This window comes from Nannocystis pusilla, from assembly GCF_026626665.1.
In the GTDB taxonomy this organism is placed as follows: Bacteria; Myxococcota_A; Polyangia; order Nannocystales; family Nannocystaceae; genus Nannocystis; species Nannocystis pusilla.
In genome coordinates this window covers 6,649,830-6,663,572 of the sequence record NZ_JAPNKE010000002.1, presented here as the reverse complement: position 1 = coordinate 6,663,572, position 13,743 = coordinate 6,649,830, and the positions used below count along the sequence as shown (strand labels likewise).

At 73.1% G+C, this 13,743-nt stretch carries 11 protein-coding genes and 2 pseudogenes; 6 read left to right on the top strand and 7 right to left on the bottom strand.

The genetic code is table 11. The annotated features are described in order from the left end of the window. Positions 1 to 68: 68 nt before the first annotated feature. The 4 genes and pseudogenes from OV079_RS29400 to OV079_RS29385 all read right to left on the bottom strand — a co-directional run. Positions 69 to 1,091, bottom strand: a pseudogene (locus tag OV079_RS29400) (FAD-dependent oxidoreductase); the annotation flags it as partial. Continuing rightward, positions 989 to 1,630 (bottom strand): FAD-dependent oxidoreductase, encoded by a 642-nt coding sequence (locus OV079_RS58800; protein WP_420829434.1) that lies wholly within the window; start codon positions 1,628 to 1,630, stop codon positions 989 to 991. The pseudogene OV079_RS29400 and the gene OV079_RS58800, both read right to left, overlap by 103 nt. A gap of 538 nt (positions 1,631 to 2,168) precedes the next feature. Next, entirely contained in the window at positions 2,169 to 2,891 is a 723-nt protein-coding gene (locus OV079_RS29390) for a class I SAM-dependent methyltransferase (protein ID WP_267710781.1), read from the bottom strand. Positions 2,892 to 3,213: 322 nt separating this feature from the next. After that, on the bottom strand, positions 3,214 to 4,095 hold the full coding sequence (locus OV079_RS29385) for a polyprenyl synthetase family protein (RefSeq protein WP_267772272.1): 882 nt from the start codon (positions 4,093 to 4,095) through the stop codon (positions 3,214 to 3,216). 145 nt (positions 4,096 to 4,240) lie between these two features. Between OV079_RS29385 and crtD the strand changes: the two are divergent. Continuing rightward, positions 4,241 to 5,805: pseudogene (gene crtD, locus OV079_RS58795) on the top strand (1-hydroxycarotenoid 3,4-desaturase CrtD). Next, positions 5,712 to 6,650 carry a carotenoid 1,2-hydratase gene (locus OV079_RS29370; RefSeq protein WP_267772269.1) on the top strand — a complete coding sequence of 313 codons (939 nt, stop codon included), beginning with the start codon at positions 5,712 to 5,714 and terminating at the stop codon, positions 6,648 to 6,650. The pseudogene crtD and the gene OV079_RS29370 overlap by 94 nt, the downstream one beginning before the upstream one ends. A 59-nt stretch (positions 6,651 to 6,709) precedes the next feature. On the opposite strand, the gene OV079_RS29365 is transcribed toward OV079_RS29370, so the two are convergent. Beyond that, complete coding sequence (locus OV079_RS29365) at positions 6,710 to 8,299, bottom strand: alkaline phosphatase family protein (protein WP_267772268.1); 1,590 nt, start codon at positions 8,297 to 8,299, stop codon at positions 6,710 to 6,712. Positions 8,300 to 8,395: 96 nt separating this feature from the next. On the opposite strand from OV079_RS29365, the gene OV079_RS29360 reads away from it, so the two are divergent. Beyond that, entirely contained in the window at positions 8,396 to 9,658 is a 1,263-nt protein-coding gene (locus tag OV079_RS29360) for a DUF4056 domain-containing protein (RefSeq protein ID WP_267772267.1), read from the top strand. Positions 9,659 to 10,583: 925 nt separating this feature from the next. Beyond that, a complete protein-coding gene (locus OV079_RS29355; RefSeq protein ID WP_267772266.1) occupies positions 10,584 to 11,165 on the top strand; it encodes a HupE/UreJ family protein in 582 nt (193 codons plus the stop codon). 208 nt (positions 11,166 to 11,373) lie between these two features. On the opposite strand, the gene OV079_RS29350 is transcribed toward OV079_RS29355, so the two are convergent. Beyond that, positions 11,374 to 12,270 carry an AraC family transcriptional regulator gene (locus OV079_RS29350; protein WP_267772265.1) on the bottom strand — a complete coding sequence of 299 codons (897 nt, stop codon included), beginning with the start codon at positions 12,268 to 12,270 and terminating at the stop codon, positions 11,374 to 11,376. A gap of 74 nt (positions 12,271 to 12,344) precedes the next feature. Here OV079_RS29350 and OV079_RS29345 point away from each other — a divergent pair, with 74 nt between their 5' ends. Beyond that, a complete protein-coding gene (locus OV079_RS29345; protein WP_267772264.1) occupies positions 12,345 to 13,091 on the top strand; it encodes an SDR family oxidoreductase in 747 nt (248 codons plus the stop codon). Between the two features lie 27 nt (positions 13,092 to 13,118). Here the strand turns inward: OV079_RS29345 and OV079_RS29340 are convergent, their stop codons facing one another. Further along, the gene (locus OV079_RS29340) at positions 13,119 to 13,316 is read right to left on the bottom strand and encodes a hypothetical protein (protein ID WP_267772262.1); all 198 of its coding nucleotides are present in this window, start codon (positions 13,314 to 13,316) and stop codon (positions 13,119 to 13,121) included. Positions 13,317 to 13,423: 107 nt separating this feature from the next. Between OV079_RS29340 and OV079_RS29335 the strand changes: the two genes are divergently transcribed. Continuing rightward, on the top strand, positions 13,424 to 13,732 hold the full coding sequence (locus OV079_RS29335; protein ID WP_267772261.1) for a hypothetical protein: 309 nt from the start codon (positions 13,424 to 13,426) through the stop codon (positions 13,730 to 13,732). The last annotated feature ends 11 nt before the right edge of the window (positions 13,733 to 13,743 follow it).

The window sequence follows — 13,743 nt, the reverse complement described above, 5'->3', positions numbered from 1 at the left end:
CCGCGGTTCGCTCGCGGTGGTGGGGAGCTTTGTCCCTGGTCGACAGGGGTCTTTTGCGCGGTGGGGCGCTAGCCCGGGTGGCGCAGGCCCTTGCGGTGGATCAGGCGGGCCAGGGGGCCGCGCGGCGGGACGGACCACAGCGGCTCCTCGGCGGCGCCGTGGTGGTGAAGAATGTGATTGGCGGCGAGGATGCCGGTGCTGGCGGCGCGCTCCATGAGCGCGGTGGGGAACGGGGTGTGGGCGAAGTCGCCGGCGAGGTAGAGGGTCGGGTCGGGGGTGTCGACGCGGAGGCGCTGCGGATGGGCGCCGGGGCGGAAGGCGGGGCAGTCCTGGCGCAGCAGGAAGCGCTCGTCGAGGGTCTTGGCGGCGCGCGTCTCGGGGTAGAGCTCGTGGAGGGCGCGCAGGAGGTCGGCGCGGATCTCCGGCTCCTCGATCGCGTCGGGCAGGGCGTAGGCGTGCAGCTCGACGACGCTGCCGCCGGTGCGCGCGGCCCAGTCGCGGCTCTCGTCCTCGAACAGCGGGTAGAGCGAGATGTTGTCGACGAGGCCGAGGCCGGTGGTGCCGACGAACGGGGCCCGGCCGGGGGCGCTCGGGCGGTCGAGCCACAGCCGCCACACCGCGAAGCGAGCGGTGACGGTCTGGGCCGCGACCTGCTCGCGCCAGCAGTGGCCGGCCCCGGGGTCCTCGGGCGCGGCGCCCCGCGGGTGGCCGAGCCCGGGCGACTCGGCGACGAGCTGCTGCAGCGCCGGGACGCTGGGGGCGAGGATGCAGGCGTCGACGTCGTAGACCTGTCCCTTGGAGCTGGTGATGCGATGGCGGCCGTCGCTGGTGCGGGCGAAGTGGACGGCGCCCTCGCCCGTGCGCAGGCGGACGCCGCGGCGCTCGAGCACGGCCGCCATGGGCTGCCAGATCGCGGTCGAGAACGGGCCCGAGGCGACGTCGAAGACGATGCCCTCCGGGTTGCCGACGAAGTAGAAGTGAAACATCATCAGCAGCTCGGCGGCGCTGAACTCCGGCTCCGGGTTGAAGAAGGAGTGGGCGAACACATCGAACAGCATCTGCCGCGCGCGGCGGGAAGCCGAGGCGGTCGAGGAAGCTCTTCGCGTCCTCGCGGTCGAACTGGGCGTAGGTGGCGAGCGGGTCGTAGGCCATGATGGCGCGCCCGCAGGTGTCGTCGACGCGCAGGGCGTCGCGCAAGGTCATGGTGCTGCTGCGGCGGATCAGGCTGACGAGGTTCCAGATCGGCAGCTTCGGCAGGCCGGCGAACGACTCGCGCAGGCCGTCGGGGCCGAGCAGCGGGTAGTCGTCGACGGGGCGCAGGAAGCCGAGCTCCGGGTCGATGCGCCGCAGCCAGGCGCGCACAGTAGTACTGGCGGAAGAAGGCGTGAAAGCCCCGCTCCATCTCGAAGCGGGTGCCGTCGGCGAGGGTGTCGGTCCAGGCGCCGGCGCGGCCGCCCAGGAAGGTCTCGGGCTCGAGGACGGTGACGCGAGCGCCTCGCTCGCTCAAAATGGTGGCCGCCGCGAGCCCGGCGATGCCGCCGCCGACGACGAGGACGTCGAGCGGCCGCGGCAGAGCGACCGGGGCGCCCCGGTCAGGATTGTTGGCGAGTCGGCGGGAGATTCCCAGCATGGCGTGTACGAGGTGGGGCGAATCGGTCGAGGTCGGCGTATTTTTATAAAAAAAGAGAAAATATGATGGATGTCTCTCGGGACAGATAGGATCAATGTCCTCGGGGACAGGTGATTGGCGGGGCTCGGTGGAGGTCGGGTGTCTCCGGGGACAGGTGATGCGCGGGCTCGGAGGAGGCCGGGTGTCCTCGGGGACAGGTGATGCGCGGATGGTGGATGTCAGATGTCTCCGGGGACAGGTGATGCGCGGGCGGTCAGGTCGGGTGTCCTCGGGGACAGGTGATGCGCGGGCGGTCAGGTCAGGTGTCCTTGGGGACAGATGATGCGCGGGGGGTCCAGGTCGGGTGTCCCTGGGGACAGGTGATGTGCGGGAGGTGGAGGTCGGGTGTCCCCGGGGACAGGTGATGCGCGGGCGGTGGAGGTCGGGTGTCCTTGGGGACAGGTCGTGCGAGGGCCCGGGTTCGGAGGCCGCGAGCGAGGGCGGGTGGCCTCGGGGTCGGGCGGCGCGCTCGCGCGAGGGGTCGCGCTTCAGGTATGGCTCACGCGGGGCGGCGGGCCAGGAAGGTGTGGACGATGCCCTCCTGCCAGCCGTCCATCGTGGCGGACTGGGTGTCGCAGAAGCCGGCGGCCTGCAGGCGGCGCTGGAAGGCGGCGGCGCCGTCGAAGGCGTTCACGCTGCGGCGCAGGTAGCGGTAGATGTTCGAGCCCGGCGAGGTGACGAGGCCGGCGGGGATGATGATGCCGAGGCACACCGCGTTCCACACCAGGTGGGCCCGCAGCGAGTCGCGCACGCTGTATTCATGAAAACAGACCACGCCGCCGGGCTTGAGCAGCGGGAGCAGCCGGCGCAGGCACAGGTCGGGGTCCGGCATGTTGCGGATCCCGTAGGCCATCAAGATGCCGTCGAACGGGCCGCTCGCGCCGTAGGCTGCCGGATCCATGGCGTCGCCTTGCAGGAACCGGACGCCGGTGAGCTCGCGCTTCTTGCGGGCCAGGTCGAGCATGCCGACCGAGGCGTCGAGGCCGGTGATGCGCGCGCGGGGATACGTGCGCACCAGCGCGAGGGTGGAGAGACCTGTCCCACAGCACAGGTCCAAAAGGTCAGCATCCTCCGGCATCCGCATGCGCTCGGCGCTGCGCCCCAGGTGCTTGTGGTAGCCGGGGTTCATGCCGGTGAGGAGGTCGTAGCGGGCGGCGACGCGGTCGAAGGCGTGCGGGACGGCCTGCTTCTGCGCGCGCAAGGACGGCGGCGGTCGAGTCATGAGGTGGGCTCGGGTGAGGAGTGGAGAGTCTGCGCGAGGATCGGGCGCGAGCGAGGCCCGAATGCGGGGGATGGCGAAGGAGGCCGGACGGCCGCGCCGGACCGGGAGGGTTGGAAAGCAGGTGCGGGGCCGTGAAAGGGGCGAGGCGCAGGCTCTGCGCCGTCGAGCTGCGGCAGGACGGGCGGAGACAGGGGCGGCGGGCCGCAGAGACCCCGCGAGCGGGCTGGACGGCGGGTTCGGCCGCGGGGCGCGGGCCGAACGACGAGCCTGGGGCGGCGGAATCGGCCGGGGAGCGGGCAACGGACGAGCCTGGCGTCGCCGGTCACGAGCTGAGGCTGGCGGCGAGGGGCGGCGGGGCGGCGAGGAGCTGCTCGGACCAGCGGCGCAGGTGAGCGAGGAGGTCGCTGCGGCCGGCGCAGGCGGGGATCCGTCCGGCCGCCTGGTCGACGAGCTCGCCGAGGTGGCCGGTGGCGCCGTCGAGGCCCAGCTCGCGCACGGCGGAGGGCCGGTGGTGGGCGCGGTCCTGGCCGACCGGCTTGCCGAGCAGCTCGGGCCGGCCGTAGGCGTCGCGGATGTCGTCGGCGATCTGGTAGGCCTCGCCGAGGCGATAGCCGAGCCCGGTCCACTGCAAGGGGTCGCCGCCGCCGGTCATGGCCCCGGCGATCACCGCGGCCTCGAACAGGGCGCCGGTCTTGGCCCGGTGGTAGCGGCCGAGGTCGTCGAGGCCGACCTCCGACTCCCAACCCTGGCCGGCGACGATGCCCGAGGGCCCGCCGACGCCGCGCGCGACGACCCGCAAGAGGCCAGGCAAGAGGTGCGGATGGGGGCCGCCGGCCCGCGCGAGGGTGTCGAAGGCGAGGACGATCAGGGCGTTGCCGGCCAGGATCGCCAGCTCCTCGCCGAAGGCGGCGTGCACGGTGGGGTGGCCGCGCCGGACCGCCGCGTCGTCGAAGCACGGCAGGTCGTCGTAGACCAGCGAGGCGCAGTGCAGCAGCTCGATGGCGGCCGCGGCCGCGTCCGCCAGGGCCGGGTGAGCGCCGCCGCAAGCCTCCGCGACCACCAGGCAGAACTCGGGGCGAAATCGCGCCCCGCCCGGGAAGACGGCGTGGCGCATCGCCTCGCCCAGCCGCGGAGGACAGGGAGGTGCGGTCGCCTGGTCGAGGCAGCTCTTCAGGGCTCGGTCGATGCGCCGTCGAGAATCCATGGCCGCTGCTCAGGCCCGCCCGGGCCGCCTTCGGGTCCGAGATAGGCGCAAAAGTGTGCCTGCGTGTTCAAGGATTGTCAATGATTGAGCCGATCGTTGGACAAAGACTTGAAACCTGGAGTGGTCGCGATAATTGGCGACAGTCATGGTGGTGGTGAAGCAGAGCCCCCGCGTAGTCGTGATCGGCGGCGGGGCCGGAGGTCTGGCGGCGGCCGTCGACTGTGCCCGCCGCGGGGCCTCGGTGCTGTTGCTGGAGCGCGGGCCCGAGGTCGGCGGCAAGGTGCGCCAGGAGCGGGTCGGAGGCCAGTCGATCGACGCCGGGCCGACGGTGCTGACGATGCGCTGGGTGTTCGAGGCGCTGTTCGCCGATGCGGACGCCGCGCTGGCGGAGCACGTCCGGCTGCACCCGCTGCCGGTGCTGGCGCGCCACGCGTGGCAGGACGGGGAGCGGCTCGACCTGTACGCCGACCGCGAGGCCACGGCGGCGGCCATCGACCGCTTCGCCTCGGCGGCCGACGCCTCCGGGTACCTCGCGTTCTGCCGCCATACAGAGGCGATCTACCAGAAAGTCCACGGTCCGTTCATCCGCACGGCGCAGCCGACGTTGGCGAGCCTGGTCGGCTCGCTCGGCCTGCGCGGCCTGCCGGGCGCCCTCGGCCTCGACTTCCACCGCACGATGTGGAAGGCCCTCGGCGATTTCTTCCAGGACCCGCGGCTGCGCCAGTTGTTCGGCCGCTACGCGACGTACTACGGATCGAGCCCGTTCGAGGCCCCGGCGACGCTCAACCTGATCGCCCACGTCGAGCAAGCTGGAGTGTGGGCGCCGGCCGGGGGATGTCGGCGCTGACGCGGGCGGTCGCCGAGCTGGCCCGCCGCCAGGGGGCGGAGATCCGCCACGGGGCCGAGGTCGCGGCGATCGAGGCCGACTCGCGGGTCCGGGCGGTCCGGCTGGCGTCGGGGGAGCGGGTGCCGGCCGAGGCGGTGATCTTCGCCGGCGACCTGGCGGCGCTGGGCGGCGGCCTGCTCGGCGCGGAGGCGGCGCGGGCCGTGAAGGCGCCGCCGAGGTCCCGCCGCTCGCTGTCGGCGGTGACGTGGTGCCTGCGCGGCACGGCCGGCGGCTGGCCGCTGGCCTATCACAACGTACTGTTCTCGCGGGACTACGCGGCCGAGTTCACGGCCCTGATGGACCGCGGGGCGCTCCCGGCCGATCCGACCGTCTACGTGTGTGCGCCGGATCGCCAGGCCGATCCCGCGGCGGTCGGCCCGGAGCGCCTGTTCGTACTGGTGAACGCGCCGCCACGCGGCGGCGAAGGGTGGCTCACGGCGAGGGAGATCGAGGCATGCGAACGAGCGACATGGCGAGTGATCGAGCGCTGCGGGCTGTCGATGGCGCCCGCGGAGCCGCCGCGGGTGACGACGCCCGACGACTTCGCGGCGAGGTTCCCCGGCTCGGGCGGGGGGCTGTACGGGACGGCGACGCGGGGCCTGCTGGACGCGCTGGGGCGGCCGACGGCGACGACGAAGCTGCCGGGGCTGTACGTGGCCGGGGGCAGCGTGCATCCGGGGGCGGGGGTGCCGATGGCGACGCTGAGCGGTCGGTACGCCGCGGCGACGGCGTGCGCGGGCCTCAGTTCGACCGGCTGGTCCCTCCGGGCGGCTACGGCTGGTGGTACCTCGACGCGCTCAGCGACGACGGCAGCCACGGACTGACGATCATCGCCTTCGTCGGCAGCGTGTTCTCGCCGTACTACGCCAAGGCCCGCGCGAAGGCGCCGGCCGGCGCGGCCGACCCGATGGCCCACTGCGCGATCAACGTGGCGCTCTACGGGCCCGGGGTGGACGCGTGGGTGTTCACCGAGTACGGCGCCAGCGAGGTCGAGCGCCGCCCGGACCGGCTGCAGGTCGGCAGCAGCTCGATGGCGTGGGAGGGCGACTGCCTGGTGGTCCGCTTCGACGAGCGCACGGCGGTGCTCGGTCAGCGGGTGGCCGGGACGGTGCGCCTGTACCCGTCGGCGTTCCCCGACCGCCCGGAGCGGCTCGACGCCCGCGGCCGTCACACGTGGTTCCCGGCGGCCCCGCACGCGCACGTGGAGGCCGAGCTGTCGACGCCGGCGCTGACGCTGCGCGGGACCGGCTACCACGACGCGAACTTCGGCGAGGAGCCGCTCGAGGCGGCCTTCGTCGACTGGAGCTGGTCGCGCGCGGCGCTGCCGGACCGCACGGTGGTGCTGTACGACGCCCGGCGCCGCGACGGCAGCCAGCTGCAGCTCGGGCGGGTGTTCCACGCCGACGGCCACGTCGAGCCGCTGGCCGCCGCGCATGCCATGACGCTCGGGCGCACGCGCTGGTGGATCCCCCGCTCCACGCGGACCGACGGCGCCCCGGCCACGGTGATCCGCACGCTCGAGGACACCCCGTTCTACGCGCGCACGCAGGTCGCCACCCGCGTCGGCGAGGTGCCGGTGCGCGCGGTCCACGAGTCGCTGTCGCTGTCGCGCTTCTGCTCGCCGCTGGTCCAGACGATGCTGCCGTTCCGCATCCGCCGGGTGAGCTGAAGGACATGTCCTCCGGGGCATGCCCGAGAGAGCATGCCCCGAGGGTCATGTCCTCATGATCATGTCCTGGCGATCATGTCCGAGCGGCGGCGGAGCGGGCGCAGGCCGACCAGGGCGGCGACGACGACGGCGACGCCGGTGACCGCGGGGAACATCAGGGCGGCGAAGTAGGGGAAGAAGTAGACGGTGGGCGAGGGGACGGGGAAGCCGAGGCGCCAGCCGAGCACCAGCGGGTGAGCGGCGGACAGGACGGCGCCGGCCGCCAGGATGGCGGAGAGGTCGAGCATCAAGGCGCAGCGATCGCGGCGCACCAGCCAGTGGACGACGACCGCGAGGGTGGTCCAGCCGAAGCCCATGGTGAGGGTGAAGCCGATGAGGTCGGCGCGACCGGCGACCGAGCTGAGGTCGAAGCTGCCGCGCAGGCCGACCTGCAGGGCGTAGGTGACGGCCCCGAACACCGCCACGAAGCCGAGGCCGAACAGGGCGGCGCTGCGGGCCTCGCCCTGCTGCTCGCGCCGGCGGTGGAGCCACAGCTGCAGCAGGAACACCAGCGCCAGCGCGGCGACCAGCACCCGCGCGCCGCTGCGGTGGCGCTGGCGGTAGAGCTCGTAGAAGGCGTCCCAGTTGCCGGCGCTGTCGGGCAGCCACGCGCGCACGGCGTCCTCATTGGCGCGGCGGAACCGCTCGACCGCGGCGCGGCGGTCCTCGAGGTACGCGGGCGAGAAGGCGGCCGGGTCGGCGATGGCGAACAGGGCGTCGAGGTCGTCGTCGCCGGCCCGCATGTGGGCCGGGAACGGCAGGCCGAGCAAGAGCGCCAGCGACGGGGCGACTGTGGTGATTCGCAAATGACCGTAGTCGGGGTCGCGGCGGACGCCCAGGCCGGCGTGGCAGGTCATGACATTGGCGATCGGCTCCTGCGCGCCGCCGTGGCCGCCGCGCGCCGAGTGCCCGTGATCGGCGGTGAGGACCACCAGGTCCTGGGCGAAGTCGAGGCCGCGCAGCAGGTCGCCGAGCTCGCGATCGGCGCGCGCGACCGCCTCGGCGTACTCGGGCGAGGCGGCGCCGAACTCGTGGCCGACCTCGTCGACGTAGAGCGGGTGGACGAGCTGGAGGTCGGCCGGCGGGAGGGCGGTGAAGTAGTCGGCGTCGAGCGGGAGGACGTCGTAGTGGGTGAAGGCGCCGGGGAACAGCTCTTCCCACCAAGTCAGCTCGCTGACGACCGCGACCGACATGCCGGCGGCGCGGGCCCGCTGCCAGATCGACTGGGCGAACAGCGGGGCCTCGTCGTCGTTGCCGCGGGCGCCGGTGCGGTCCTGCTCGAGGCCGGTGGAGATCGTGGCGTAGACCGGGCGCGACATCGAGGGCACGCCGACGGCGGTCTTGCGACATTGCCCGTGCTCGCGCAGGAGCGCGATCGCGCCCATGGTCTTGGCGGCCTCGTGACCGAGGCCGTCGATCACCACCAGGACGCTGCGGCGCGGTCTACGCGGCTGCGCGTCCGCGGCGATCGCGTCGTCGACATGGACGGCGAAGAAGCCGGTGTCGTGCGACGAGAGCCGCGCCGAATAGGTGACGCCCAGCAGCAGCGGGACGCCCAGGCCGAGCGCGCAGCAGGCGAGGAGGAGCACCAGGCATTGCCGGACGGTCATGTCGCGATCAGAGCATAGAACGTGCGGAGCGCACACGCGAATGCCGACACCCGAGGAGAGGCCCCGACGAGCGCCGCGAGGCGCGGAGCAGGGCGATTGCTGGCACCGCTCGCCCTCGCGATCACGGCCTGCGCGCCGACCTGGAAGGCGCCGCTGGTGGTCGACAGCCGCGAGGTCGCGCGCGCGCTGCACGACCCGGCCGACGTGGCGACCGACTTCGACCCGGCCAGCGTGCCGGTGTTCGACCCGCCGCAGAAGCTCCGGCCGTGCTGCGCGTTCGGCCAGGACCTGCGGGCGGAGGTCGGGCCGGTGCCGGTGCCGCTGTACAAGAACGAGAACATCCGCGCGCCGGAGGACATCGGCCCGCACGGCTACGACAAGGGCGACGCGACGCGCGAGCGCAACGGGCTGGTCTACACCTGCCGCGGCGGGTTCCTCGACATTGCCCACGTGCGCGACACGGCGGACCGCACGCTCTTCCTGGCGCTGCAGCTGGTGCGACGATTGCCCGAGGCGGCGACCGTCGAATGGCCGGAGGAGGGCACGAAGCGGCGGGTGGTGGTCAAGGCGCTGCCGCCGGGGATCATCGAGCGCCACGGCCGGTGGAAGACGGCGGTGACGCTGGCGAGCTGGGCGGTCTATCAATTGTCGACGTGGCACGAGGTGGTCACGTGGTACGGCTTCGAGAGCGTGCCGGGGGTGTCGGAGCGGCTGTCGTCGTTCTCGCCGGAGGACGTGTACTCGAACGTGCTCGGCATCAACCTCGCGGCGGGGCTCGTCCTGGACGGCGAGATCCGCTCGCGCGAGGAGTACGACCTGGCGATGCAGGCGTGGATCCGCGAGGCCCTGCGCCGCCTGGGGGCGCTGCCCAAGGACGGCGCGCGAGCGGCGATGCAGGCGGTCGACGGCCTGTGGTGGGACTCGAAGAAGCGGGTGCCCGAGTTCACTCTGGTGACGCGGCGGTATATCCATACCGAGTCGCCGGTCGCGGCCTGGCTGGTCCAGGATCCGGCGGTCCGCGAGGCCTGCGAGGGCCAGCCGCCCCCGCTGCCGCTGGTCATCGACCACCGCCTCGGGGACCGTGAGATCTCCGAGCTCGCCGCCGTCGAGTTCGAGTTCGGCACCTGGCTGCCCAAGAACTTCCCGCTGCCGATCGCGGAGGGCACGACGGTCACCCAGGCCGACATCCCGGCGATCGCGGCGGCCATCCGCAGCGAGGGGGCCCAGGTGTTCGGCCCCGACTTCGACGAGCCGGGCGAGGGCCGGGCCGACAAGCCGGCCGGGCGCGAAAAAGAAAAAATCGTGCGCCGCGACGTGACGGGTCGGCGCCGAGCCGCCACTACCTCCGCGGGACCGTGAACGCCGGAGTCGCGCCGGCGCCACGCACACTATCCACGCGACGTATGCCCCCGGCCCGCTCCGGTTCGCTGCTTCAGGCCCTCACAGGTTTTGAAGCGCTTTTTAATTGCGGCGGCGAGGGCAGCGGGGTCGGGGCGTCGCAGTGCGGGCTGTTGCTCGCGGGCGTGCGGGTTCGGCTGTCGCTCGCGGGCGCGGGGGCGGTTCGGGCCGTCGCTCGCGGGTGCGCGGTTCGGGCCGTCGCTCACGGGGGCGCGGTGCGGGCTGTCGCTCGCGGGCGTGGGTCGCTCCGCGCGGGGCGTTTCGGCGGGGCGCGGAGGGCGCGGGGACAGGCACGCGGCGTTCGGGGTATCCTCGCGGTCCGTGCTCACGGCCGCGCGCTGCGAAAACAATGTGTTCGAGAGGACAGGCCCGTTCAGACATGTCGCTTGGGGCATGGCGCTGGGGGCATGTCTCTTGGGGCTGGTCATCCCCCGGCTCGCCGGGGCCCACCAGGTCGGGCTGTCGCGCGGGGTGTACACGGTCGACGGGGGGACGGTCACGGTCGAGCTGACGTTCGCGCGCGGCGAGCTGCGGGCGCTGGCGCCGGGGCTCGACGGCGACGGCGACGGGGCGCTGAGCGAGGCCGAGCTGACGGGCGCGGGCGCGGCTCTGGGGCCGGTGGTCGCGGGGGTCGGGCTGGCGGCCGAGGGCGAGGCGTGCGTCGGGGCGGCGACGCGGGCGTGGCTGACGGAGGAGGACGGGGCGTCGCTGGCGCTGCGCTTCGACTGCGCGCGGCCGCCGAAGGAGCTGACGCTGACGTGGTCGCTGTTCGCCGGGCTGTCGTCCGGGCACCGCCACCTGGCGCAGTTCCAGCGGCCGGGAGCTGGCCCCGAGGACATCTTCGCCGAGCCGGTGCTGCAAGCGCGCGCCGGCGGCGACGATCGCGATGGAGGGCGGCGAGGCGGAACCACCCGCGCGGCCGGTGTCGGCGTACTTCGAGCTGGGGGTCGAGCACATCCTGATCGGGACCGACCACCTGGTGTTCCTGCTCGGGCTGGTGGTGGTCGGCGGCCGCCTGCGCTCGCTGGTGGCGGTGATCACCGCGTTCACGCTCGGCCACTCGCTGAGCCTCGCGCTGGCGACTCTGGGGATCTGGACGCCCAGCGGGGCATGGGTCGAGCCGGCCATCGCGCTGTCGATCGCGTACGTGGGGGTGGAGAACTTCTTCGTGCCGGACGCGGCCGGGCGCTGGCGGATCACGCTGCCGTTCGGGTTCGTCCACGGGTTCGGCTTCGCGGGGGTGCTGGCGGAGCTGGGGCTGCCGGCCGGGGAGGTCGGACCGGCGCTGCTGCTGTTCAACCTCGGGGTCGAGGCGGGCCAGCTGGCCGTGCTGGCGCTGGTGCTGCCGGTGCTGCTGCTGCTGGGGCGCTGGGAGCCGTACCGCCGATATCGAGGGGCGAAGTGGATCTCGGGGGCGATCGTGCTGGCGGGGCTGTGGTGGTTTTTCGAGAGGGTGCTCGGCGGTTGAGCGGCGCGAGCCTTCGGGCTCGCGGCTGTGATTGTCACGCCTCTGGTGATTTGCGCCGACCTCGAATGCGTGAAGTACGCGGGCGTGAGGGAGACCCGGCTCGCCCTGGCAGGAGCGGCCGCGGCCTCGCGCCTGTCTTGCGGGACATGTCGTCGCCCGCGCGATGGCGGCGGCGCTGTCGCGCGATGGCGACCGACGCGGCGGCCTCCTACGAGGCGCGGGCGTAGCGGCTCGGGGCCTGGCCGACGTGGCGGCTGAAGGCGGTGCTGAAGGTGCTGGCGGAGGCGTAGCCGACGCGCTCGGCGACCTCGGAGAGGCCGAGGTCTTCGCGGCGGAGCAGGTCCTTGGCGACGGCCATGCGCCAGGCGAGCAGGTACTCCATCGGCGGCAGACCGACGGCGCCGGTGAAGCGCTCGAAGAAGGCCGAGCGCGACAGCGCGGCGGTCTTGGCCAATTGGGCCACCGTCCACGGGCGCGCGAAGTTGGCGTGCATGTGCCGCAGCGCCGGGGCGAGGCGAGGGTCGGCCAGGCCGCGCAGCAGGCCCGGCGGGGTGTCTTCGCCGGGAGTGGAGCGCAGCGCCTCGATGAGCAGCAGCTCGACCAGGCGCGTGAGCACGAGGTCGCGGCCCGACCGGCGCTCGCCGGCCTCGTCGCCGACGAGCCGCACCAGCAGCGACAGGCGCTCCACGCCGCGCACGTGCATCACCGCCGGCAGCAGCGAGACCAGCAGGTCGGCGTCGGGCGAGTCGAACACGAAGTAGCCGCCGAGCAGGCGCACGTCGGGCCGGCCGCCGCGGGTGCCGTGGCGGACCTCGGCCGTGGGCGCGGGCGTCAGCTTGGGGTCGATGCGCTCGGGCGTGGCGGGCTCGAAGCCCGACATGGTGAAGCCCGGGGTGGCCGGCAAGAGCAGGAAGTCGCCGGCCTCGAGGGTGAGCGGCCGGTGGCCGTCGACCGCGAGGCGACAGCTGCCCGCGAGCACGGTGCAGAAGCTCGGGTGGCCGAACGCGGAGTAGCGCACGGCCCAGCGCCCGGCGCCGCTGATCGGCTTCGAGAACACGGCGCGCGGCTGCAGCAGGGCGATGACTTGCGAGAGCGGGTCGGTCATGTCTGGACGATCGCCAATGAAACCAGGACTTCTTGCGATAGATAGTCCGGCATCGGGTCGCTACAGTCAACGCCATGAAGAACGTGCTCATCACTGGTTGCTCCTCCGGTTACGGCCTCGAGATCGCGCGCCACTTCCTGGCCCAGGGCTGGAACGTGATCGCCACCATGCGAACGCCGCGCGAAGACTTGCTGCCCCGCTCGGAGCGGCTGCGCGTGCTGGCGCTCGACGTGACCCGGGAAGGCAGCATCGCGGCCGCGATCGCGGCGAGCGGGCCCGTCGACGTGCTGGTCAACAACGCCGGGGTCGGGGCCCTCGGGGCGTTCGAGGCGACGCCGATGGCGCTGGCGCGCCAGGTGTTCGAGACGAACACGTTCGGGGTGATGGCGATGACGCAGGCGGTGCTGCCGCAGATGCGGGCGCGGCGGTCGGGCGTGATCGTCAACGTGACCTCGAGCGTGACGCTGGCGCCGATGCCCCTGGTGGCCGTGTACACCGCCAGCAAGACGGCCATCCAGGGCTTCACCGCCTCGCTGGCGCACGAGCTCGCGGACTTCGACGTGAAGGTCAAGCTGGTCGAGCCGGGCTACGGGCCGACCACCCGCTTCGCCAACAACGGGCCGAACCCGGCGACGCTGATCCCCGAGGCCTATGCGCCGTTCGCCGAGCGCGTGTTCGCGGCGTTCACCCGACCGGCCGCGGTGACGACCGAGGCCGACGTGGCGGAGGTGGTGTTCCGCGCGGCGACCGATACGTCGGGCCAGCTGCGCTTCCCCGCGGGCCCCGACGCGGTGGCGCTGGCCGGCGCGAACGCGCGGTGAGCTTCGCGCGGCGAATGACGGCGCGCCTCAATGTGTAAATGTCCCGCGGGACAGATGCATGATTGAAAATGAGGTCTCGCAGGACGTGGAGCGCGGCGTCGGCCTCGCTTCGGCGGGCGCAGGCACGAAGAGCACGAGATCAAGGCGATCGTCGATGCAGGACGGCGACCGGGTGATGGCGATGAAGGCGGTGCCCGAGCCGATGTGGACGTCGCCGCCGTTCAAGGAGCTCTCGGCGGTGCAGCTCGACCCGGCCGGCGCGGTGATGGTGCACACCGACGACAAGCTCGTGCAGATCGGCGCGCGCGGCGAGGTGACGGACCGCGGGGGCGGTGCCGAAGGGCCGGACGCTGGCCGGCCGGCTCGCCGTCGGGGACGAGACGATCGACCTGTTCAAGGGCGACTGGGACCCGGCGCCGCGGCTCGACCAGGACTTCGACGGCGACGGCCGCAAGGATGTCCTGGTCGCCAACAAGGCGGGCGTGGTCGTCCACGACCCGCAGGGCCGGCCGCTGCTGCGCCTGCGCAGCCACGACGTCGACGTGAAGGCCGCGATCGGCGACCTCGACGGCCGGCCGGGCGCCGAGGTCGTGCTGTTCGTGGCGCACTTCGGGATCGTGGTGCTCGGGGCGCGGGGCTGAGAGCCGACCTT